The organism is Marinobacterium sp. NO-S09, from assembly GCF_059179545.1.
In genome coordinates this window covers 2,110,982-2,134,168 of the sequence record NZ_CP168954.1, presented here as the reverse complement: position 1 = coordinate 2,134,168, position 23,187 = coordinate 2,110,982, and the positions used below count along the sequence as shown (strand labels likewise).

Below are 23,187 nucleotides of genomic sequence, written 5' to 3'. Positions count from 1 at the left end.
CAGGCTCAATCAGGAGCGCATCAAAAACACCAGCGTCATTACCAGACCCACCAGCACCACAAAACGCTTAACCCAAACAGCTGGCAGTATACGGGACAGATGCGCCCCCTGATATCCTCCCAGTGTAGCAGCCAGCATCATCACCAGTGCCTCGGCCCAGAGTACTTTCCCGGCTACTGCAAAAGCCAGCACCGAGATCAGGGATATGATGAAGGATATCCAGTTCTTGAGTCCATTCATCAAAAGCATATTGGTCATGCCGGCTGCGGCAAACATGGCCAACAACATGATACCAAGGCCACCATTGAAGTAACCGCCGTACACAGCCACAACAAACAGACCTGGCAGCAAAGCCACCGGCTGGTTACTGCGCCGAATCCGCGCCAGCAGAGTCTGGCCGAAAGCGAACATCAGTGTGGCCAGCAGCAATAATACCGGCACCACCTGCGAGAACAGCTCTGCCGGTGTAACCAGCAACAACGCACCGCCCAGGAGACCACCGACCAGCCCTACCACTGACATCTGCAGGTGTTGGCGCCGCGTCAGCTGACGTAGTTCCTGTCGAAAGCCCAAAGCGCCACCAAGATAGCCCGGCAACACCGCGACCGCGCTGGTAGCATTAGCCATGATGGGCGGCACGCCGGCCCATACCAGCGCAGGAAAAGTCAGGAAGGAGCCGCCACCGGCGATCGAATTCAACACCCCTGCCAGATAGCCTGCCAGAATCAGGACAATCCATTGCAGTATTTCCCAGTCCACCATATGGACTCCTTATCCGCTGTGCTTCAGGCGCTCAAGCTCATCCCTGATTGCCGCTGCTTTTTCAAATTCCAGATTACGGGCCGCCTCGTACATTTCATCCTCAAGGCGCACCATCATTTTCGCCTGTTCTGCCGGAGACAGCTTGGCCATATCCACATTGTATTCACCCTCAGCCTCAGCGGCCTTGCGCACGGAGCCCTTATTCCGTTTGCCCGGAATCTGCTGTGCTCCTTCCATGATATCCGCCACCGATTTGCGAATACCCTTGGGTGTAATGCCGTGCTCCTCATTGAAGGCGAGCTGTTTTTCACGACGCCGTTCGGTTTCATCCATGGCACGCTGCATGGATCCCGTAATCCGGTCAGCATACAGAATTGCGCGGCCATTCACGTTACGCGCAGCACGCCCAATGGTCTGAATCATGGACGTATCGGAGCGGAGGAATCCCTCTTTGTCTGCATCCAGAATGGCTACCAGCGCAACCTCAGGCATATCGATACCTTCACGCAGCAGGTTAATCCCCACCAGGACATCAAACTCACCAATACGCAGGTCACGGATAATCTCGACGCGCTCAACGGTATCGATATCCGAATGCAGGTAGCGCACACGCACATTGTGTTCAGCCAGGTACTCGGTCAGGTCTTCCGCCATACGCTTGGTGAGAACGGTAACGACAATACGTTCCTTGCGAGCGACCACCTTATTGATTTCGCTTAGCAAGTCGTCCACCTGAGTGCTGGCAGGCCGTATCTCCACCACCGGGTCTACAAGCCCGGTGGGGCGCACTACCTGCTCGACAATCTGCTGAGCATTGGCAGCTTCATACTTGCTCGGAGTGGCCGAGACAAAGATCATCTGCGGTGAAATCCGCTCCCACTCTTCGAACTTCATCGGACGGTTATCCAGCGCGGACGGCAGGCGGAAGCCGTATTCAACCAGCGTTTCCTTACGTGAGCGGTCACCACGGTACATGGCACCAATCTGCGGCACGGTGACGTGAGATTCATCGATCACCAGCAAAGCATTATCCGGGAGATAATCAAACAGCGTAGGCGGAGCCTGGCCAGGGTCGCGCCCTGACAGGTAGCGGGAGTAGTTCTCGATACCAGAGCAATACCCCAGCTCCAGAATCATTTCGATGTCATACAGGGTTCGCTGCTCAAGTCGCTGAGCCTCCACCAGCTTGTTGTTGTCGCGCAACTGTTTAAGCCGCTCCTGCAGTTCGACCTTTATATGTTCTGTCGCCTCAAGCAGGGTCTCGCGGGGCGTGACATAGTGTGTTTTCGGGTAGATCGTTGCCCGCGGCACCTTACGCAACACCTCGCCGGTCAGCGGGTCGAACCAGGCAATCTGGTCGACCTCATCACCAAACAGCTCAATGCGAATCGCATCCTTATCAGATTCGGCCGGGTAGACATCGATCACATCTCCACGTACACGGTAGGTGCCACGATGAAACTCGATATCATTTCGGGTGTACTGAAGCTCCGCCAGGCGTCGCAACAGATCACGTTGATCGATCACATCTCCACGGTCCAGGTGCAGCATCATCGACAGATAGGATTTGGGATCACCCAGGCCGTAGATTGCCGATACCGTGGCTACGATAATGGCATCGTCCCGCTCCAGCAGCGCCTTGGTGGCGGATAGCCGCATCTGCTCAATGTGGTCGTTGATGGATGCATCTTTTTCGATGAATGTATCGGAGGCCGGCACATAGGCTTCCGGCTGGTAGTAGTCGTAGTAGGAAACGAAGTACTCGACGGCATTATCGGGGAAGAACTCCTTGAACTCCCCGTACAACTGCGCCGCCAGGGTCTTGTTGTGTGCCATGATAATGGTTGGACGCTGGACAGCAGCAACCACGTTTGCCACCGTAAACGTCTTGCCCGAACCGGTTACACCCAGCAGCGTCTGGGCCGCCAGACCGGACTCCAGTCCGTCCACCAGTCCCTCAATTGCCTTCGGCTGATCACCGGCCGGCTCGAATGCCGACTGAACCCTGAACCTTTGCTTCATCTCTACCCTCCGACAACGAACCGGCAAGTATACGCGCTAACCCGCGAAGGGTTAAACATTCGCCCGAAGCCCCCAAAGTTAAGGGTTTTTTACATACAGGCGTTCAGCAATGCGTACTAATGCTGTATGCTCATCTGGCTATGCATTGAAGGATACCTTGCACCGAATTTAGAGAGGACCAAGGCTTGGACGTGCAACTTTCCAACCGCGTTAACAGTATCAAACCTTCCCCCACCCTGGCGGTGACCAACCGTGCAGCCGAACTGCGCGCTGCGGGTAATGACATTATTGGCCTGGGCGCCGGGGAACCGGATTTCGACACCCCAGAGCACATCAAGGCAGCTGCCACCAAAGCCATTCAGGACGGTTTCACCAAATATACCGCCGTGGATGGTACTCCCGCGCTGAAAAAGGCAATTATTGAAAAATTCGAGCGCGAGAACGGTTTTCAGTACGAAGCCAACCAGATTCTGGTCTCCAGCGGCGGCAAGCAGAGCTTTTTCAACCTTGCTCTTGCCCTGCTGAACCCGGGTGATGAAGTCGTCATTCCTGCACCTTACTGGGTTTCCTACCCGGATATGGTGCTGGTGGCCGAAGGCAAACCTGTCATCCTGACCACAACTCAGGAGCAGCGCTTCAAGATCACCCCGGAGCAGCTGGATGAAGCGATCAACGAGAAAACTCGCCTGGTTGTACTGAACAGCCCATCCAACCCTTCTGGTGTCGCTTACTCCATGGCGGAACTGAAGGCACTGGGTGAAGTACTGAACAAGTACCCGGACGTGCTGATTGCCACTGACGACATGTATGAGCACATCCTCTTCACTGAAGAGCCGTTCTGCAACATCGTCAACGCCTGCCCGGAGCTGAAGGACCGCACCATCGTACTGAACGGCGTCTCCAAGGCCTATTCCATGACCGGCTGGCGTATCGGCTACGCGGCAGGTCCGGCCAAGCTGATCGGCGCGATGAAAAAGATCCAGTCTCAGAGCACATCCAACCCGAACTCAATCGCCCAGGTAGCGGCCCAGGCTGCCCTGGAAGGCCCGCAGGATTGCGTCGGCCTGATGGTTGATGCCTTCAAGCATCGCCATGATTTCGTGGTCAATGCCATGAATGAAATCGACGGTGTTGAGTGTATTCGTGCTGACGGCACCTTCTATGCCTTCCCAAGCTTCCATAAGGTGATCGAATCCCGAACGGAGTTTGACGATGACATCGCTCTGGCGGAATTCCTGCTGAAGGAAGCAGGTGTTGCACTGGTGCCGGGCTCAGCCTTTGGCGCACCGGGTAACATGCGCCTCTCTTTTGCCACCAGCCTCTCCGTCCTGGAAAACGCCATTGAGCGCATCAAAGCAGCTCTGAGCTGATACCACCCGCGCCCCGACACTGATCGGGGCGCTTTTTTTCTGCAACAGGTACGTTGCCCATGAAAGACGCCCTCCTCACCCAGCTATTTGCCACCAACCCTGTTCCCGCACTCGTGTGTAAACGTGACTCGGCCAAATGGAACAACAAAGCCTTTGACCAGCTTTCCAAACAGGAAAAACGCGCAATTACGCACTGGGCCTGCAGTGAACAGGGACGCAGCACTCTTATCGAGGGGCGGGTTTTCACACGGGTAGAGGTTGAGGCCTATAGCCTGACCACTCCTGCACCGCCTGCTGATCTTGAGCTAAACCGTACGCTAACTGAGGCCCTGCTCGATAAACTCAAGCAAGGCAGCGATCCTTTCTATGCGCTGCCCGAGATCCTGTCCCGCCACCTTGGCTGGAGCGAAGCCAAGGGTGTCAAGCTGAGTACTGACAACACTCTGGTACGCGTGGGCGACTACCGTCAAGGCGAATATCAGGCGCCCAAGACGCTCAACCTCGACAGCGACCCGGCTGCACGGCTCTATACAGGTAATATCGAGGCCTGCCTGATTCATGAAGATGAAGCTGATCAAGACAGCTGGTTCGCCCTGCGAGTAGACAGCATTGAAGGCAACCCTCTCGGCCACTTCTGGCTGGGCAAGCCCAGCGAAGGCTCGACACCGCTGGCCAATAGTCTGCAACTGGTTCAACACTGTATCCAGCTGTCCACGGCCTGGTTAAGCCGTGTAGAAGACACCGACCAAGCCCGGACTCTTCCCGGTGACACCCTGACCGGCCTGGCAACGCGGGAAGCACTGGACCGCCTGCTGCAACAGTGCGAGCACCAGTACCGTGAACATAATCAGGATTTCCTGCTGGCCATGATCGATATAGACGGCCTGTCAGCCGTTAACCAGTCAAAGGGCCAACGTGCTGGTGATGATGTATTACACCAATTCGCAGACCATTTACGACATATCTGCCGCGCCAGCGACCGACTGTTCCGCTTCGGCGGTGATGAGTTTGTCATTCTGTTCCATCACGATGACCTCTCTCCCCCTTTGCATGAGCGACTGGAGCGAATTAATGCACTTATGAGTAAAGCGCTTGGTCAACCATTCCACTCGAGCTATGGCACAGCCGCCCTGAGCCAGGCCCGTGGTAGCGGTGACGAACTATTACTGCTGGCTGATAGCCAGCTAAGAAAAGCCAAATCAAGCAACTGAGTGTTGTATATTATCAACAATAAGATATTGAACTGACCAGTCCAGAGTCTACAATAGGCTTTTTATGGAATGATCGGTTTAATTATGAGTCGAGGCCGCCCGCCATCCCACAGCCGCGAAACCTTGCTGGAACATGGGCACACCTTGTTTCAGCAATATGGCTTTCATGGCACTAGCCTCAGCATGATTCTGGAGGCCTGCCAGGTCTCTCGGGGCTCCTTTTACAATTACTTTGGAGGCAAGGAAGCCTACGCCATCGAAGTCGTTGAGCACTATCAGGCCCTGGAAATCGATCGCTGGGATAGCGAGTTCAAGCTACTCACAGGCAGCCATGCCAGCAAGATCCAAACTATGCTTCATCGCCTGCTGGACGATTTCGACCAGGAGCATGAACGCCTTGGATGCCTGCTCGCCAACCTGTCCGGCGAAATGAGCCTGGCTTCACCCGCTTTTCGTAAAGCGATTCGCCAGGCTATTCAACGCGTACTGATATTGATTGAAGAAGATATGGTGACCTGCCAGGCAGAAGGAAGTGTCAGAACCGACCTCTCCCCCCGCCAACTGGCCGCACTGATATGGGATTACTGGCAGGGTGCTCTCCTGCGCATGCGCACAGAAGACAGCCTGACACCCTTGTACCAAGCCATTGAGATGCTGTGGCAGCACCTGCTGCCGCCAGCCCAACAGATAACAACAGCCCCCAAGAGCAGCACATGAAACGATTAGCCCAAACACTTGTGATGAGCCTGGCACTGGCCAGCAGCCCCCTGATGGCTGAAGAAGATGCTGATGCCGGCAAACCCTCCGGCTTACCGGCAGAGGTCGTGCGTGTTGAAGCACAGCGCCTGGAAAGCAGCATCAGCGCTGTTGGCGTCCTCGAAGCTAATGAAGCAGTCACCCTCAGCCCTGAGCAGAGCGGCCGCATCAGTAAAATCCTGTTTAACGAAGGCGAGAAAGTGGCCGCAGGCACACCACTTTTCAAACTCGATAGCGCTATCTACCAGGCGACTCTGCAACAGGTGAAAGCCCGCGTACGCTTGAGTCAACTTGAGTACGAGCGCGCTGAAAGCCTGCTGCAGAAACGCGTAGGTTCTCAAACCCAGCGCGACACCACACTGGCACAATTGGAAGTCGACCAGGCCGAACTGGCTCTGGCCCAGACTCGACTGGATAAAATGACCGTGCGCGCTCCCTTCACCGGTACCATCGGCCTGCGCCAGGTAAGCCCGGGTGACTTTGTCAACGTGGGACAGCCATTGGTTGAGCTGGCAGATACCGAAAGCCTGAAGGTGCAGTTCAGCGTACCCGAGCGCCACCTGAGCATGTTGCGCACCGGGCAGACTATCCACCTGATCGTGGATGCACTCGATGGCCAGCAGCTGGAAGGCGAAGTGTACGCCATCGCGCCTTCAGCCAACCCGGACAGCCACAACATCAGCCTTCGCGCCCGTGTACCTAACACCAGCGGTATGCTGAAGCCCGGCCTGTTCGTGCGCATTGTGATCCCCACCGGCAGTGATGATCAGGCTCTGATGGTACCTGAACAGGCCCTCATTCTGGACGGCGACACAACCCTGGTAATGCAAATGGACGAACAGCAACAGGTTCAGCTGGTTCCGGTCACTACTGGCGCCCGCCGTTACGGCGATGTGCAGATCCTGACCGGCATCAAGCCTGGCGCTGTCGTGGTCACCGCCGGCCACCAGAAGCTGCACCCTGGCATGCCGATTACCCCCATTTTCCCTCAGTCTGAAACAGGCAAGGACGCATGATTCTCTCCGACGTCAGCATAAAACGCCCCGTGCTCGCCTCCGTGCTGAGCATGCTGGTATTGCTGTTAGGCCTGATCGCCTACGATCGCCTCACCGTGCGTGAGTATCCCAAGATCGATGTTCCCATCATCTCGGTGGAAACCGTGTACCCCGGTGCCAGCGCTTCTATCATCGAAAGCCAGGTCACCAAGATCATCGAAGACTCCCTGTCCGGCATTGAAGGGATTGATTACATCACTTCGGTCAGCCGATCTGAATCCAGCCAGATCTCGGTCACCTTTGATCTTGAACGTGACCCGGACGATGCTGCCAGTGAAGTGCGCGACCGTGTAGGCCGCGCACGCGGGGACCTGCCCGACGATATCAACGAGCCGGTCATCGCCAAATCAGAAGCCGACGCCCAGCCGATTATCTGGCTGGCTCTGTCTTCCGAAATTCACGACACCATGGCCGTCACCGAGTACGCGGAAAACCGCGTCAAGGACCCACTGCAAACCGTACCCGGCGTGGCCAGCGTCATGGTGGCCGGCGAGCGCCGCTATGCCATGCGAATCTGGCTGGACCCGCAGAAAATGGCCGCCTACAAGATCGTGCCGCAGGATATTGAGTCAGCCCTCAGCTCGCAGAATGTGGAAATTCCGGCCGGCCGTATCGAAAGCCGCGACCGAGAATTTACCGTACTGGCACAGACCGATTTGAACACGGTTGAAGAGTTCGAGCGCATCATCATCCGCAATGACAACGGCTACCCGGTCCGCGTACGCGATATTGCCAACGTGGAGATCGCACCGGCATCCGAGCGCAATATCGCGCGCTTCAATGGTGATACTGCCGTCGCACTGGGTGTGATCAAGCAGTCAACCGCCAACCCTCTGGACGTCTCCTCGGAAGTTCGGGAGATGCTCAAGGAAATTGAGCAAAACCTGCCTGAAGGCATGCACGTGAAGGTTGCCTATGACTCTTCCCTGTTTATCGAAGAGTCAATCAAATCCGTATTCACCACGCTCTGGCAGGCCGGGGTACTGGTGGTACTGGTTATTTTCTTCTTCCTGCGTAACCTCAAGGCCACACTGATCCCGGTGGTGACCATTCCACTATCGCTGATTGGTGCCTTTGCCATGATGGCGCTGATGGGCTTTTCCATTAACACCCTCACCCTGCTGGCACTGGTATTGGCCATCGGCCTGGTGGTGGATGATGCCATCGTGATGCTGGAGAACATATACCGCCACGTGGAAGAAGGCCTGAGCCCGATTCAGGCCGCGTTCAAGGGCGCCAAGGAGATCGGCTTTGCCGTTATTGCCACGACAGCAACGCTGGTGGCTGTATTCGTCCCTGTTGCCTTCAGCACAGGGCGCACCGGCAAGCTGTTTACCGAGTTCTCACTGACGCTGGCGGGTTCAGTGGTGGTATCAACGTTTATCGCCCTGTCGCTGTCTCCCATGCTGTGCTCGCGATTGCTGCGCCATGAAACACGCCACAGCGCTGCTTTCAACCTGATTGAAGGCTGGCTGAACGGCTTGAGCAATGCCTACCACGCCCTGCTGAAGCGCGTGCTACGCTCTCGCCTGCTCGCCATCATTCTGCTGGCAGCAAGCGCTGGCACCGGTTACTACTTCTACCAGCAACTGCCACAGGAACTGGCTCCGGTAGAAGACCGCGGCACCATCATGACTTTCTCCATCTCGCCGGAAGGCTCGTCCGTTGACTATGTTGACCGCTATGCACAACAGGTGGAAGAGATTGTCAGCCAGGTGCCTGAAGCAACCCATTATTTTGGCGTCACCGGCTTTCCCAGTGAAACCAACTCGCTGACCTTCATTCGGTTGCAGGACTGGGATGAGCGCACGCGCAAGCAGCAGGCGATCACCGAAAGCCTGACACCCCAGCTGTACGGTGGCGTTACCGGTAACATGAGCTTCGGCATGAACCCGCCCTCTCTGGGTCAGAGCATCATTTCACGCCCGGTTGAATTCATCATCAAGACCACCCGTGACTATGAAGAGCTGAACGCCATCGCTGGCCAGATGCTGGCGAAAATGGCGGAAAACCCCGGGCTGGCACAGCCGGATACGGACTTGAAACTGAACAAGCCCGAGCTCAGCGTTAACCTGAACCGTGACAAGGTGTCCGATGTTGGCATCAACGTGAACGAAATGGGCCGCGCGCTGGAAACCTTCATGGCAGGCCGGGAACTGACACGCTACAAGCAGGATGGCGAGCAGTATGACGTCATTTTGCAGGTAGAAGACAGTGACCGACGCGTACCGGGAGATCTGACCGACCTCTACGTGCGCGGTGATCAGGGCGACATGATACAGCTCGCCAACCTGGTGACAGTAGACGAGACCATCACGGCCAAGGAATTGAACCACTTCGACAAGCTCAAGGCGGTGAAAATTCAGGCCATGCTGGCCCCCGGCTACAGTCTGGGCGAAGCGCTGACATTCATGGAACAGAGCCTCAAGGAAATCGCACCTGATGCCATGTTCGATTACGCCGGTCAGTCCCGCGAGTTCAAGGAGTCCAGCAACACCCTGCAGGTCACCTTTGCTCTGGCACTGATCTTTATCTTCCTGGTTCTGGCAGCTCAGTTTGAGAGCTTCAAAAACCCGCTCATCATCATGCTGGCCGTTCCGCCCGCACTGGCAGGCGCGCTTGCAGCCCTGCACTTCTCGGGTGGTTCGTTGAGCATATACAGCCAGATAGGCCTGATTACCCTGATTGGCCTGGTCACCAAACACGGCATTTTGATCATTGAGTTTGCCAACCAGCTTCAGGACCGAGGTGTAGCGCTCCAGGAGGCTGTTGTTGAAGCCGCTTCCTTGCGCTTGCGTCCGATTTTGATGACCACTGGCGCTACCGTACTGGGTGCTATGCCACTGGCCATGGCTATGGGAGCTGGTGCAGAATCACGCCAGCAGATCGGCTGGGTCATCGTAGGCGGCATGATGTTCGGCACACTGCTGACGCTTTTCGTCATACCGACCGTCTATAGTTATTTCGGTAAACGTAATTTCGTTCAGGTCGAGCCTGACCCTGCACATCGATAATGGGAAATATCGCAACGTGAAAAATCTCAAGAAACAACTTATCCCCGTTCTCATTGCGGGCGCCCTGGCCGTGCCTCAGGCGCAGGCCGCTGCACTGGCAGACCTGTACCGACAGGCCCTGGAAAATGACCCGCAATTGAAATCTGCCGAGGCGTCCTACCTGGCAGGTCAGGAAGCACTGCCCCAGGGCCGTGCTGCCTTGCTGCCCCAGGTAAATGCTGGCGGCAGCCTGACCCAGTCAGACAGCGGTCTGCTGGATCAGGAAGCCGGCGACCGCGCCTGGCAGGTTTCACTGGTTCAGCCCGTGTTTGACACTACCGCCTGGCAGGGTTATCAGCGCAGCAAAATTGTCACTGAGCAGGCCCAGCTCAGCTTTGACCTGGCCCAGCAGCAGCTCATTCTGCGCACGGTGAATGCCTACCTGAGCGTACTCAATGCCAATAGCGCACTTGATACAGCACAGGCCCAGGAACGCGCCTTGCAACGCCGCCTGGATCAGGTAAATGCCCAGTTCGAGGTTGGCCTGATCGCCATCACTGATGTTCAGGAAGCCCAGGCGTCATTCGATAACGCGGTAGTCCAGCGCATTGACGCAGAAGGCGCACTATCCAACAGCTATGAAGCTCTGGAGCGCCTGACCGGCAACTCCGTTACCGCTGTCGACCCTCTGCGTGAAGATTATCCGATTACACCGATTGCACCGCGCGACCCTGCCCCCTGGCTGGAAAAGGCACGCGATGGCAATCTGGAGCTGAAGCTAAGTGAATTGGGCGTCGATATCAGCCGTCGTGATGCCAAGATTGCCAGCTCGGGACACCACCCGAAGCTGCAGTTTGAAGCCCGTTATGGCTACACAGAGTCCGAGTTCCAACAGCAAGACTGGGATGATGCCAGCGCCGTAGCCCTGACCTTCAGCATGCCGATCTATTCCGGCGGAGCGACCAGCTCTCAGGTGCGCCAGGCAGAGCAAGGACTGAATGCAGCCCGTTACGACCGTGAAGACCAGTATCGCGCCGTGACCGAAAACACACGTTCTCTGCTGCGCGACCTGCAGACCAGCGCGCAAAGCGTGAAGGCACGCCTTCAGAGCATCAAATCCCGAGAAACCGCCTTGCGTGCGACTGAAGAAGGCTTCAATGTTGGTACCCGTAACGTGGTCGATGTGTTGCAGGCCGAGCAGGCACTGTATCAGGCACGTTTTGACTATGCCTCCGCGCGTATCAACCACGTATCCACCCTGTTCGGTTTCAAACTGCAGCTGGGCACCCTGAGCCCGGATGACCTCTACGCTCTGGATGAGTGGCTGAAAACCAACTGATTGGATGCCAAACCACGGACACAAAAAGGGCTGATTCAATCAGCCCTTTTTTTGCTCGGAATTCCCGACAACAATCGTTAGTTTTAGTGCAGTGTGGGGTTGTCGTCTTCCGTCTCGGGAATAATCACCTGGCCTGAGCTATCCAGCGCCAGCGCACCTTCATCCTGTGCCCGCTCCAGCAACTGCTGCAACAGCATTTCGGTCAGATGCGCACTGATGATCAGACCGGCAGGCGGATCACCTTCAAACAGCTCTTCATCAACCAGTCCATCACCACGCAGCCCCAGCAGGAGCGGGTTTTCGGCGATCAGCGGAGCCAGATCCTCGGGGGCGAAGACAACATAATCGGACGATACCTGCAGCGCCAGCTGGTAAGCATCATGGGCCGCCTCGGCCAGACGCTTGAGGTATTCGCTTTCAGCTGCGTTGAACATGATGCTCAACTGGCTGTTGCCAGGCTTGTCCAGATTCGGGCCATCCACCTGGCTGTAATCGACACTGCGCACTTCGGGCACATTATCCAGCTCCCAGGCGTCTACCAGAATACGGTCTTCTTCATCCACACCGAGCCATTCCCGATTGACGGCAACAGCCAGCAGGCCTTCAATGGCCGCAGCGCAAATATTACTGCAGATAATGACCCCGACACTGGGGTTTTCAATCTCGGCAGGATCTTCCACCAGCTCACTTGCGCGTGCTGACAGAAGCTTTGGATCTTCAGCCACCAGCTCTGACAACTCCGCTGGCGACAATTGCAGCATCGACTGACAGACACGGTGGGCGGTCAGGTAAGGCTCATGTTGACCATTATCCTGCATGGCGCGCACGTAGCGCTGGCGCACTCGATCCATCAGGTCTGCAAGCAACTGGCTCATCGATACCTCGGGCAGTCGAATAGATAATCAGTGAAGCGTAATACCCACAGGTTTTACGTCATCTTTGAGTTTGTCAAACGCCGAACGCAACTGACTCAGCGGGATCAAACCGAAATCAACCGGATCCTTGGGCAGATCGCACCAGTCCAGCGCCCAGATACGGGTCATCAGCTCATACTCACCGATCAACGCGTCCATGAAAATCATCACGGCTTCAACGCGCGGATCCATTTCCAGAATCTTGGGCGCATCCTGCAGGTAGATGGTCAATTGCATCTTACCGTTGACGACCTTGACCGCGCACCAGAAATCCTCAATGTCGCAGTATTCATCACCCATGTTGACGCAGGACGGAACAGGGTCGTGACGATGGTTGAAGGCGCGAACGCTGATGCCAGTCAGCTCAGGAGCCGCTCCGACCAGGCTGAGAACAGAATGGATCGATTCCGGGTAACCATCACAGCCGAAAATCATTTCGACAGGGCCTTCCTCGTGCTCTTGCTCGAAATGGAAGGTCAGGTTGCGATCGATCTTCATCAAGCTGTCACGGTAAGTATTCAGCAGGTTCTCTGCATCGAACTGCGCCCCTTGCTGACTTTTCAGCAATTGATCGAGCGTCTGCTCCAGACGCTGCCAGAAGGCATTAATCTGTTCTAGGTCAGGTTTGAAAATCATGAAAATCCGACGTACGTGAAGTGAAATGTTCAGGTGCGTGGAACAACCACACCGGTTTGCCCCTGATACTTGCCGTTACGATCCCGATAGGAGGTTTCACACACCTCATCGGCACCGAGAAACAGCATCTGGGCTACACCCTCATTGGCGTAGATGCGTGCCGGCAACGGCGTGGTGTTGGAGAACTCCAGGGTCACATGCCCTTCCCACTCAGGTTCCAGCGGCGTGACATTAACGATAATGCCGCAGCGCGCATAGGTGCTTTTGCCAAGGCAGATGGTCAGTACATCACGCGGAATACGGAAGTACTCTACGGTACGAGCCAAAGCAAACGAGTTGGGCGGGATGATGCAGACATCCGATTTCACATCCACAAAGCTGCCTTCATCGAAGCTCTTGGGGTCAACGATGGAGGAGTTGATGTTGGTGAAAATCTTGAATTCGTCAGCGCAGCGGACGTCATAGCCATAGCTGGAAGTGCCATAGGAAACGATCGGCTGATCATTTTCACGACGCACCTGGCCCGATTCGAACGGTTCGATCATGCCATGCTCATCCGCCATACGACGGATCCAGCTATCCGACTTGATTCCCATAATTCCTGTCACCCTGATGTGATCTATTGTGAATGCAGCCGGCTATTCTAACGGATTTGCACAAAAAAAACCGCCCCGGTGCGGACACCGGGGCGGGAAATTTTCATCTCGCTGTACTAATCAAGTTCGACTGCGATATTGGGAATAGAGTTCCCCGCTGACTGAACTTTTTTTGCCAACAGCGCACCGGCCTTGCGCGCCACTTCTCTATAACGCTGGGCGTGGCTGCTGTCCGGTTCTGCAATCACCGTCGGCTTGCCTGCATCCGTTTGTTCTCGAATCGCCAGCGCCAGTGGCAGCTGACCCAGCAGCTCAGTATCGTAGTCATCAGCAATGCGCTCACCACCACCTGCTCCAAACAGCGCCTCTTCATGGCCACAATTGGAACAGATATGAACGCTCATGTTCTCCACCACCCCAAGGACGGGGATATCCACTTTGCGGAACATCTCAATGCCTTTTTTTGCATCCAGCAGTGCAATATCCTGAGGCGTAGTGACGATTATGGCCGCCGTCACCGGCACACGCTGCGCCAGAGTCAGCTGAATATCACCAGTACCCGGGGGCATGTCGATCAGCAGGTAATCCAGATCCTGCCACAGTGTCTGATTCAGCAGCTGCTGCATGGCGCCGCTGACCATCGGCCCGCGCCACACCATGGGCGTGTTCTCATCCACCAGATAGCTAATGGACATGGATTGAATGCCGTGACGTTCAATGGGACGAAAGTACTTTTCTTCCGCCGTCTCCGGTCGCTCACCTTCAGCCACACCCAGCATCATTCCCTGGCTGGGGCCATAGATATCGGCATCGAGAATACCAACACGCGCGCCTTCAGCCGCCAAGGCCAGCGCAAGGTTTACGGTGGTGGTCGATTTACCCACCCCACCCTTGCCGGAGGCGACCGCTATAATATTGCGCACGCCGGCCAGACCGGGCAGTTTCTTGGCGCTGGGGTGCGCATCAATGCGCTGCGACACCTGCACCTCAACGCGAACAGACGGAAAAGACTGCTTCAGCAGCGTTTCCAGTTCTGCTTTCAGCGCTGCATGACGGCTACTGCAGGCAAAGGGCAATACACATTCCAGCTGAATACGACCTGCGTCAACCTGCAGGTTCTCTACGCAACCGGCCTCGACCAGGCCTTGACCCAGCTCTGCATCCACAAAGCCTTCCAGTGCTGCCAGCACCTGGTCTGTACTCAAATCCGCCATAGCGACTCCTCAGTATCACCCAAAACTATAACCAACCAATTTACTCGGAATTATGCCTTAGATCCGGCATTGAGTTCCAGCGCCAAACGCTTGGCTGATGCCAGGTCCGGCTTGCCACTGCCCAAAACAGGTACCTCATCAACCTTGAAGATGGCCGCAGGACGCATCAATGGCGCGATATCGGAAGCTCGCAATGCGGTTTCAACCTGCGCAGTGTCATCCGTTTCGATCAGCAGCAGAATACGTTCGCCTTTCTTTTCATCCGGCACTGCGACTGCAGCCAGAGGTTGCTCATCGCCGAGGACACGTCTCAGTTCGGTTTCGACGGCACCCAGGGAGATCATCTCCCCCCCGACCTTGGCAAAACGGGAGTAACGATCCACTATGGTCAGGAATCCATCCTCATCCAAATGCCCCTTGTCTCCGGTTTTGTACCAACGCAGATCATCCAGCTCGACCACAACCTCATCCGTTTTGGCCGGGTTGTTGAGGTAGCCTTTCATAATCTGGCTTCCGCCCAGCAGAATCAGGCCGTCTTCACCCGTCGGCAGTTGTTCAAGTGTCTCGGGATCAACAATCCTGAACATGGAGCCCGGCAATGCCATCCCTACCGTTCCGGCGCGCTCACCGACCTGGACATTCCACCATTGGGTATCCAGATGATCCGGCAAATTGACACCGGCCACGGGCGTGGTTTCGGTACAGCCGTAGCCTTCCACCACCGGCACCTTGAATTTGCCTTCAAAGTTCTGCTTGACCGTGGGTGACAGCTTCTCAGCCCCGGCTACGACGACACGCAGAGATTCGAACATCAGCGGATGCACCTTGCGATTACGCATGTAGAGATTGAGGAAAGTGCTGGTACCACACATGATCGTGGCGCGGTAGCGAGCGGCCGCCTTACCGATATTCACTGCGTCGGTCGGGTCCGGATGACACACCAGCGGGATACCCTCAACCAGCGGCAGCATACAGGTAACGGTCAGGCCAAAGGCGTGGAACAGCGGCAAGGTCGCCAGAATACAATCATCTTCCCGCACATTGAGTACAGCCGAGATCTGCTTCAGGTTCGCCATCATGTTGCGATGACTGAGCATCACGCCCTTGGGACTGCCTTCACTGCCAGAAGAAAACAGAATCGCCGCCGTATCATCCAATGCTGCCTTGCCGCCATAGCGCCAACGCAACAGAAACTCGGGCATCAGGACACTCTGAGCCAGTGTCAGGACAGACTCCAGCTTGCCAATACCGGCCTTGACCTCTTCCAGCTCGATGACTTCAACCCGGTCCAATAATTCCTGCAGGCAGACGCCTCGCTGCTCCAGCTTCTTGAGGAAGCGACTGGATGTAACCAGCGTCTTGATTTCGGCCTGCTCAATGGCGCTCAGCAGAGACGCCTGAGACGCCGTGTAGTTCAGGTTGACCACTGTTTTGCCCGCCATCATCGCAGCCATATTGGCAATGGCACCGCCCGCTGCCGTAGGCAGTAACAGGCCCAGGTTCTGCTGCTCGATCCGACGCATGCGACGACTGAACAGAATTGTAGCGGTCAGCAGCCGACGATGATTCAACACGGGGCCATTCAGGTCCGTCAGCGCCCATTCGGTCGGTGCAGCCTTGGCGGTACGGATGAATGCCTGGGGCAGCGTATCCAGGCTATCAGTGTATTCATTCCAGGCATGTACCGAGAGCGCCAGCACCTGTTGTTTTACCTCGGCAGCCGTGCTTTCAATCGGCATGGTTTCCCCGAACGAAACGATAACATCACGTTTCAGGCGGCTGCCTTCACTGCTCTGCAAACGTTCACTGGAGCGAGAGAAACGGCTGCCCCAGAGCCCACGCAGATAGAAGGGTACGATATGGGCCTGCAGGGACTCCCCCTCTTCCTGGCGCACAATCCGCTCGAAGCCGCGCTTGAATTCACCCAGCTGACCCGTATAGCTGATGGCGCCCTCAGGGAACAGGCACACCACCTTGCCCTCCGACAGCAGACGACGCACCTCCTGCATGGCGGTACGTGCACGGCCCTTGGAGATCGGGATCACGCCATACAGATCCATAAACCAGCGCAGATACCAGCGCTCATAGATGGAACGCTCCATTACGAAGTGGATATGCTTGGGACAGGCCATCTGAATCATGGCCCAATCCAGCCAACTGATATGGTTGCCCAGCAGCAGAATGCCGTCATCAACTGTCGCCAGATGTTCAAACCCCTGTACTTTCAAGTTGTAGCGACGACGCACCAGTAATGACACCAGCAGGCGCAACGCCGCCTGGGGCAGGCGACCGATCGAGTAAAGCGCCCCGCCACAAGCCACGACCACCAGCACCCAGAGCAGTGTTTCGGCACTTACGGAAAGCCAGGCACTCAGCACCGTGATGACAAGGAAGCTGAGCATCGCCACATTCTGGATCAGGTTATTACCGGCCAGTACACGGCCCAGACGATCTTCACGTGCATTGAACTGAATCAGAGCATTCAGCGGGATCGTCATCAGCGAACCACTGATACCGATCAACAGGAAGACCGGGGCCACCCAAAGCAGCGACTCCATCATCGGCAGCAACCAGAGCCCCAGCGCTACGCCAATCGCTCCCATCGGGATCAGCCCGGCGTTGATATAGTGCCGCGACAGGCGCGCTGCCAGTATGGAACCGAGCATGATGCCGATACCGGCCAGTGCCATAACACCTTGGATGACAAAGGTATTGTCTTCAGCAAAGGTCACTTCAGCATAGGCTGGGAACACGGCCAGCATTACCTGACTGATCGACCAGAAGAGTGCCAAACCGATAATGGACTGAATAATCCCCGGCTTGGCCATCAGCATGCGCATATTACGACGCAGGCTTCGCGTCGTTACATAGTCGCGCATGCTGAACTTCAGGTCTGGCCTGCGCGCAGGCTTCGGCGGCAGTCGATACGCGAATACCAGCTCCAGTACGGCACCCAGCACCAGCAGGAAACCCAGCGGTGCGATCTGGTGCAGCACCTCGCCTGGTACGCGTGCCGTTTGGGCATCAAAACGGGCTTCAAACATGGCGGAAAAGGCGACGATACCACTCAGAATCGCCACCATGGTGGTGGCCTGCATCCAGCCGTTACCTTCACTGAGGCGCTCCTGTCCCACCAGCTCGCGGATAAAGCCATATTTGGCCGGGGAATAGAGCGCACTTTGCACGGCCAGAACAAACGTCAGGCCAAAGGCGGTGACAAACCAGCCGTTGTAGTAGCAGAGCGTAATCAAACCGGTGATAACAGCCGCCCCCCAGGCCGCGGCTTTCATGACACGAGGCTTGGCATAACGGTCCGAAATGAAGCCGGCAGGGGTAAACAACAGAATAAAGGGCAGCAGAATCAGGCCATTCACGACAGCTGTCAGCATGACCTGAAGATCGCCGTCATAGGCCTTGAACAGGGTGTTCTGGATAATGATCTTGTGGCCCAGGTCTACGAATGCGTTGATAAACGCAATCAGGATAAAGGGCAGGAAGCCACGTATACGGAGAAGTTCAAGCATGACACCCTCCCTCCTGCTGCCAGCCCTTAAGCAGGCCATCAATCAGCAGTGCCAGCATCTGGGTGGCGCCTTCTGGCTCGTGAAGGAACAACTTGTCGCCAAGCTGAAGTTGGGCAATGCCGTGAACACCACTCCAGACGGTCCTGGCACGCAGCGCAAGCTCATTAGCAGACCAGGCAGGAAACAGGGTTGCAAGACAGCGATCAATATAGGAAAACAGGGTCGCAATCTGCGTTTCAAGCGCATCTGGCATCTGTTTGCCTTCAGGTGAGCGGTGTTCAAACAGCAAACGCCACCGCTCGGGGTGACGTTGGGCAAATTGCAGGTAGATAAGACCGTAGGCATGCAAACAGGCTTTGGGCTCTTCTGCCTGCTGGCGCTCCAACTCTTCCAGTAACTCAGTGAGGGTACGTGTATTGAGCTGCCAGCAGAGGTCATCCAGGTTACTGAACACTGAATACAATGACCCGACTGAATATCCAATTGCGGTTGCAACCTTGCGGGTGCTGAGCGCCTCTACACCTTGTGTCTGAACGATATGCTCTGCCGCTTCCAGCGCCAGCTCACGCAACTCCTCGCGTGTATGATCATTTCGCCTGGCCATCTGCCTCTCCTTAATGAACACTGTTCAATTATTATGTAAAGGATAATAATCAGGCAGCCAAGGCCAGGTCAATCTTTTTTTAAACAGTGTTCAGAATTATTTCACAGACCGGTATCAGCAAGCGGAAGCGCTTCAAAGCCAGGCTTGGCAAAATAATACCCCTGCATCAGGCGCACTCCGCGTGTACGGAAGTATTCCATCTCTTCGCGGGTCTCCACGCCTTCAGCCAAGAGAGTGATACCCAACCGGGTACATATTTCCAACAAGCCATCCAGAATCACCTGCTTCACTTCCAGGTGGTCAATCCCTCGTACCAGCTCCATGTCAATTTTCAGGATATGTGGAATGAAGCCCGCCAAAAGGTTTAAACCTGCATGCCCCGCGCCGAAGTCATCCAGTGCCGTGATAAATCCCTGGGCACGGTAGTACTCAAAGATTCGCGTCAGATGAGCCGTATCGTGGACACGTTCCGACTCGGTGATTTCAAACATGATTTGCTCAGCGGGCACACCATAGTCACGGGCTGCCTTGAGCGTGCTGCGGATACAGTGCTCCGGCGAATAGACCGCATTGGGGAGAAAGTTGATGCTGAGCTTCTGCTTCAATCCCAAACGGGCAGCCAGTTCAATCGCCTTTACGCGACAGGCCTGGTCAAAGGCATAGCGGTTGTCGTCGGTTACTTTGGACAAAACCTCCAAAGCACCTTCTCCGGCTTTGCCTCTTACCAACGCCTCGTAGCCGTATACCTCACCCTTGGCAACATCCACTATCGGTTGAAAGGCAAAGGTAAAATCAAAGTCCAATGGTTGCTTGCAGCCAGCACATCCAATGGCACTCCGCTCAGGCATGTTCTCATCCGTCATACTGACTCCCAACAATGAGGTCGGTTATACGCGCTCAAGGGCTACGCCGAAGTGCGCAGCTGAATTACACTCAAGCACATACATGCTACTCATGCCAACATGCTAGCCTAAGCACATAAGGCGTGAGAAATTTTTATAGATTAACACAGCGCCCCATATATTTTGACGCTAAAAGGAGTCAACCAATGACAAAAAGTCTCACTGCGACGCTGCTGGTGGCAACGACCCTATTCACTGGAAGCCTGGCATATGCAGCGCCCGAACCCGCAGTAGAGATCAGTCTGGATACCAGTGTCGGCGTAATCCGGCTTGAACTGAATGCCGAAAAAGCCCCCATCACGGTGAAAAACTTTGTGCAGTATGTAGAGGATGGCCACTATGACGGTCTGATTTTTCACCGTGTCATTCCCGGCTTCATGATTCAGGGCGGCGGCTTCACACCCGATATGCAGCAGCTGGACACACGTGACCCGATCAAGCACGAATCTACCAACCAGCTGAGCAACCGCCGCGGCACCATTGCCATGGCCCGCACACGCAACCCGAACAGTGCCACGTCCCAGTTCTTCATCAACACGGCTGATAACCGCCGCCTGGATGGTGTTCCCGGTCGTCCCGGCTACACAGTATTCGGTAAGGTGACCGAGGGGATGGAGGTGGTCGATACGATTAGTAAAACACAGACCGGCACTCGCGGCAGATATCGCGATGTACCTGTCACCCCTATCGTAATTAATAGCGCCACTGTTATCGCTTCGGAACCAGAGCAGGCAGAGCAGGCAGAGCAGGCAGAGCAGGCAGAGCAGGCAACAGAATAAGGCCTTTCAGTATCCGCTCCACATAAAAAAGCCCGACAGAAGTCGGGCTTTTGCGGGTCTTGCAGAGCAATCAGTTGCGCTGGTCAAAGTCCAGAACGACCTCATCAGAGATCGGGTGAGCCTGGCAGCTGAGCACGTAACCGGCTTCGATTTCGTGCGGTTCCAGACCGTGAGAGATATCCATCTCCACTTCACCTTTCACCAGCTTACATTTACAGGTGGAGCAGACACCGCCCTTGCAGGAGTAGGGCAGGTCCATGCCCACATCCATACCGGCGTCCAGGATGTTCTGGCCCACAGTGGCCAGATCAAACATGACAGAGCGACCATCGGCAACGACGGTAACCTTGCTCATCTTCTCTTCACCGTACTGAGCCACACGCGCCTGGGCTTTTTCCAGAGTCGCCTGGGCATCTGCGGAAGAGCTCGCAAAAAGTTCGTAGTGGATCTGGTCGTCGCTCAGGCCTTCCATACGGAAACCGCGAGACACTTCGGTCATCATCGCTTCAGGACCACAGATGAAGGCTTCATCAGTGTTCTTGATATCGATCAGGCCGGCTTTCTGCAGTGCGTAGCCTTTCTTGTTGTCGATACGGCCATTCAGCAGGTCAGCACCCTGGTCTTCATAGTCCATGATGTTGATCCACTGGAAGCGGTCCAGGTAACGGTTCTTGACGAAGTTCAGTTCGTCTTTGAACATTACGGTGTTGGAACGCTGGTTGCCGTAGATCAGGGTCACGCGGCTGTTCGGCTCGATGTCCAGCACGGATTTCATGATGGAGATCATCGGCGTGATACCGGAACCGGCGGCGATGCACATGTAGTTCTTCGCGTTTTCCGGGTTCAGCTCGGTGTAGAAGCTACCCTGCGGCGGCATCACTTCAATATCCATGCCCGGCTTGAAGTGGTCGTTGGCGTAGTTGGAGAACTTGCCGCCATCGACACGCTTGATACCGACACGCATCTTGCCGTCGGTCACACCGGAGCAGATGGAGTAGGAACGACGGACATCTTCACCGTCGATCATGGCACGCAGAGTCAAAAACTGGCCCTGGATGAAGTTGAATTTCTCGGTCAGCTCTTCCGGTACAGCAAAGGTCACGCTGATGGCCGAATCGGTTTCCGGCTGCACTTCGGCAATTTTCAGCGTGTAGAAATTGGTGTCAGACATTGCTTCACCTTATATCTTTTTGAAATAGTCAAAAGGCTCATTGCAGTCATTGCACTGAAACAGCGCCTTACAGGCGGTGGAGCCAAACTCACTGATTCTGCGGGTGTCGCGTGATCCGCAATGCGGACACTGGGCATGAGCGTCCGGCGTCAAACCGTCCTCGTCCAGCTCGGCGTCTTCAGGCGGCGCGATACCGTAGTTGCGCAGCTTGCGCCGCCCTTCCGGCGACATCCACTCGGAGCTCCAGGCCGGCGACAGTTTGGTTCTCACCTCAACGTCTTCGTAGCCGTTGGCCTTGAGCGCCGCAATAACATCATCGGTGATGGTGTTCATCGCCGGGCAACCCGAGTATGTCGGGGTGATGGTGACCACAATGCGGTCACCCTCACGCTCGACATCACGCAAGATCCCCAGATCCCAAATGCTCAGTACCGGCACTTCAGGATCCTTGACTTGATCGAGCAGGTCCCAAAGCTCCTTCACCTCAGCGGCGTTGCGCTGCTGGAGGCGCTGGTACTGCTCTTCTGGCATCAGTGAGATTTCATTCATGATTCTTATTCCTGGCAGCTTGCGCTTACCACTGGCAACCCGGGTAAGAACGGTGCGTAATCTGCATCTCGGTCAGCATGTGACCCAGATTCTCAGTGTGATAACCGGTACGGCCACCACGCACAGCCCAACTATCTTCAGGTACTGTCAGTGTCGCTTCGGTGAGAATGTCGCTGACCATTTTGTGCCACTCGTCACGCAGCTTGGACACGTCTACCGCGATACCTGCGTCGGCCAGCATCTGTTCGGTTTCGTCCATGTCGAACAGCTCATGGGTGTAGCCCCAGAGTGAATCGACCGCTTTCTGCGTACGCTTGTGACTTTCTTCGGTACCGTCACCCAGACGCAGAACCCATTCACGGCTGCGACGCAGGTGATATTTGGTTTCCTTGATACCCTTGGCCGCAATGGCAGACAGGGTTTCATCCTTGGAATGCAGCAGCTGCGGCAGTACCAGGGTGTAGTACACGTCTGCGAACAGCTGACGTACCTGCGAGTAGGCGAAATCACCTTTCGGCATTTCCATCAGCAGCAGGTTGCGGTATTCACGATCACTGCGCATGTAGGCGAAGTCATCTTCGGTGCGACCGTCATCAGCCAGCTCGGCTGCATAGGTGTAAAACATGCGGGCGCGACCGATATAGTCCAGCGCCACGTTGCCGTAGGCAATATCTTCTTCCAGGAACGGGCCGTAGCTGACCCATTCGGAGATACGGTGACCCAGTACTACAGAGTCATCACCCAGACGGGTAGCGTATTCCAGCGTTGCCGCTTTGATTGCATCACTCAT

19 protein-coding genes are annotated in these 23,187 nt (G+C 55.7%); 7 read left to right on the top strand and 12 right to left on the bottom strand.

Annotated features, from left to right (window positions below; translation table 11 throughout):
* Nucleotides 1-9: 9 nt before the first annotated feature.
* Both O3C79_RS09880 and uvrB read right to left on the bottom strand, forming a co-directional pair.
* A complete protein-coding gene (locus tag O3C79_RS09880) occupies nucleotides 10-762 on the bottom strand; it encodes a sulfite exporter TauE/SafE family protein (RefSeq protein ID WP_494382972.1) in 753 nt (250 codons plus the stop codon).
* 9 nt (nucleotides 763-771) lie between these two features.
* The gene (gene uvrB / locus O3C79_RS09875; protein ID WP_494382971.1) at nucleotides 772-2,784 is read right to left on the bottom strand and encodes an excinuclease ABC subunit UvrB; all 2,013 of its coding nucleotides are present in this window, start codon (nucleotides 2,782-2,784) and stop codon (nucleotides 772-774) included.
* Between the two features lie 185 nt (nucleotides 2,785-2,969).
* On the opposite strand from uvrB, the gene O3C79_RS09870 reads away from it, so the two are divergent.
* The 6 genes from O3C79_RS09870 (at nucleotide 2,970) to O3C79_RS09845 (ending at nucleotide 11,508) form a co-directional block, all read left to right on the top strand.
* Nucleotides 2,970-4,154 carry a pyridoxal phosphate-dependent aminotransferase gene (locus O3C79_RS09870; RefSeq protein WP_494382970.1) on the top strand — a complete coding sequence of 395 codons (1,185 nt, stop codon included), beginning with the start codon at nucleotides 2,970-2,972 and terminating at the stop codon, nucleotides 4,152-4,154.
* Between the two features lie 59 nt (nucleotides 4,155-4,213).
* Complete coding sequence (locus O3C79_RS09865; RefSeq protein WP_494382969.1) at nucleotides 4,214-5,365, top strand: GGDEF domain-containing protein; 1,152 nt, start codon at nucleotides 4,214-4,216, stop codon at nucleotides 5,363-5,365.
* 84 nt (nucleotides 5,366-5,449) lie between these two features.
* Nucleotides 5,450-6,082, top strand: a complete 633-nt coding sequence (locus O3C79_RS09860; protein WP_494382968.1) for a TetR/AcrR family transcriptional regulator — start codon at nucleotides 5,450-5,452, stop codon at nucleotides 6,080-6,082.
* On the top strand, nucleotides 6,079-7,137 hold the full coding sequence (locus O3C79_RS09855) for an efflux RND transporter periplasmic adaptor subunit (RefSeq protein WP_494382967.1): 1,059 nt from the start codon (nucleotides 6,079-6,081) through the stop codon (nucleotides 7,135-7,137). Before O3C79_RS09860 ends, O3C79_RS09855 begins: the two co-directional genes overlap by 4 nt.
* Complete coding sequence (locus tag O3C79_RS09850) at nucleotides 7,134-10,190, top strand: efflux RND transporter permease subunit (RefSeq protein WP_494382966.1); 3,057 nt, start codon at nucleotides 7,134-7,136, stop codon at nucleotides 10,188-10,190. Before O3C79_RS09855 ends, O3C79_RS09850 begins: the two co-directional genes overlap by 4 nt.
* A gap of 16 nt (nucleotides 10,191-10,206) precedes the next feature.
* The gene (locus O3C79_RS09845) at nucleotides 10,207-11,508 is read left to right on the top strand and encodes a TolC family outer membrane protein (RefSeq protein WP_494382965.1); all 1,302 of its coding nucleotides are present in this window, start codon (nucleotides 10,207-10,209) and stop codon (nucleotides 11,506-11,508) included.
* A gap of 83 nt (nucleotides 11,509-11,591) precedes the next feature.
* On the opposite strand, the gene O3C79_RS09840 is transcribed toward O3C79_RS09845, so the two are convergent.
* The 7 genes from O3C79_RS09840 to O3C79_RS09810 form a co-directional block, all read right to left on the bottom strand.
* Complete coding sequence (locus O3C79_RS09840; RefSeq protein WP_010325411.1) at nucleotides 11,592-12,383, bottom strand: hypothetical protein; 792 nt, start codon at nucleotides 12,381-12,383, stop codon at nucleotides 11,592-11,594.
* A 27-nt stretch (nucleotides 12,384-12,410) separates the two neighbouring features.
* A complete protein-coding gene (locus tag O3C79_RS09835; protein WP_494382964.1) occupies nucleotides 12,411-13,058 on the bottom strand; it encodes a hypothetical protein in 648 nt (215 codons plus the stop codon).
* Between the two features lie 29 nt (nucleotides 13,059-13,087).
* On the bottom strand, nucleotides 13,088-13,654 hold the full coding sequence (dcd, locus tag O3C79_RS09830) for a dCTP deaminase (protein WP_010325409.1): 567 nt from the start codon (nucleotides 13,652-13,654) through the stop codon (nucleotides 13,088-13,090).
* A 116-nt stretch (nucleotides 13,655-13,770) separates the two neighbouring features.
* Nucleotides 13,771-14,868 (bottom strand): iron-sulfur cluster carrier protein ApbC, encoded by a 1,098-nt coding sequence (apbC, locus tag O3C79_RS09825; protein WP_494382963.1) that lies wholly within the window; start codon nucleotides 14,866-14,868, stop codon nucleotides 13,771-13,773.
* A gap of 50 nt (nucleotides 14,869-14,918) precedes the next feature.
* Nucleotides 14,919-18,392 carry an acyl-[ACP]--phospholipid O-acyltransferase gene (locus O3C79_RS09820; protein ID WP_494382962.1) on the bottom strand — a complete coding sequence of 1,158 codons (3,474 nt, stop codon included), beginning with the start codon at nucleotides 18,390-18,392 and terminating at the stop codon, nucleotides 14,919-14,921.
* Nucleotides 18,385-18,996 (bottom strand): TetR/AcrR family transcriptional regulator, encoded by a 612-nt coding sequence (locus O3C79_RS09815; RefSeq protein ID WP_494382961.1) that lies wholly within the window; start codon nucleotides 18,994-18,996, stop codon nucleotides 18,385-18,387. The genes O3C79_RS09820 and O3C79_RS09815 overlap by 8 nt, the downstream gene beginning before the upstream one ends.
* Before the next feature lie 101 nt (nucleotides 18,997-19,097).
* Entirely contained in the window at nucleotides 19,098-19,859 is a 762-nt protein-coding gene (locus O3C79_RS09810) for an EAL domain-containing protein (protein WP_494382960.1), read from the bottom strand.
* Nucleotides 19,860-20,044: 185 nt separating this feature from the next.
* Between O3C79_RS09810 and O3C79_RS09805 the strand changes: the two genes are divergently transcribed.
* Nucleotides 20,045-20,677 carry a peptidylprolyl isomerase gene (locus O3C79_RS09805; RefSeq protein WP_494382959.1) on the top strand — a complete coding sequence of 211 codons (633 nt, stop codon included), beginning with the start codon at nucleotides 20,045-20,047 and terminating at the stop codon, nucleotides 20,675-20,677.
* A gap of 70 nt (nucleotides 20,678-20,747) precedes the next feature.
* Here O3C79_RS09805 and paaE read toward each other — a convergent pair whose 3' ends face one another.
* From paaE to paaC, 3 genes are read right to left on the bottom strand one after another with little or no spacing between them, the layout of a single operon-like run.
* The gene (paaE, locus tag O3C79_RS09800) at nucleotides 20,748-21,848 is read right to left on the bottom strand and encodes a 1,2-phenylacetyl-CoA epoxidase subunit PaaE (protein WP_494382958.1); all 1,101 of its coding nucleotides are present in this window, start codon (nucleotides 21,846-21,848) and stop codon (nucleotides 20,748-20,750) included.
* Between the two features lie 9 nt (nucleotides 21,849-21,857).
* Nucleotides 21,858-22,397, bottom strand: coding sequence for a 1,2-phenylacetyl-CoA epoxidase subunit PaaD (gene paaD, locus O3C79_RS09795; RefSeq protein WP_494382957.1), 540 nt, complete (start codon nucleotides 22,395-22,397; stop codon nucleotides 21,858-21,860).
* A gap of 25 nt (nucleotides 22,398-22,422) precedes the next feature.
* Complete coding sequence (gene paaC / locus O3C79_RS09790; RefSeq protein WP_010325400.1) at nucleotides 22,423-23,187, bottom strand: 1,2-phenylacetyl-CoA epoxidase subunit PaaC; 765 nt, start codon at nucleotides 23,185-23,187, stop codon at nucleotides 22,423-22,425.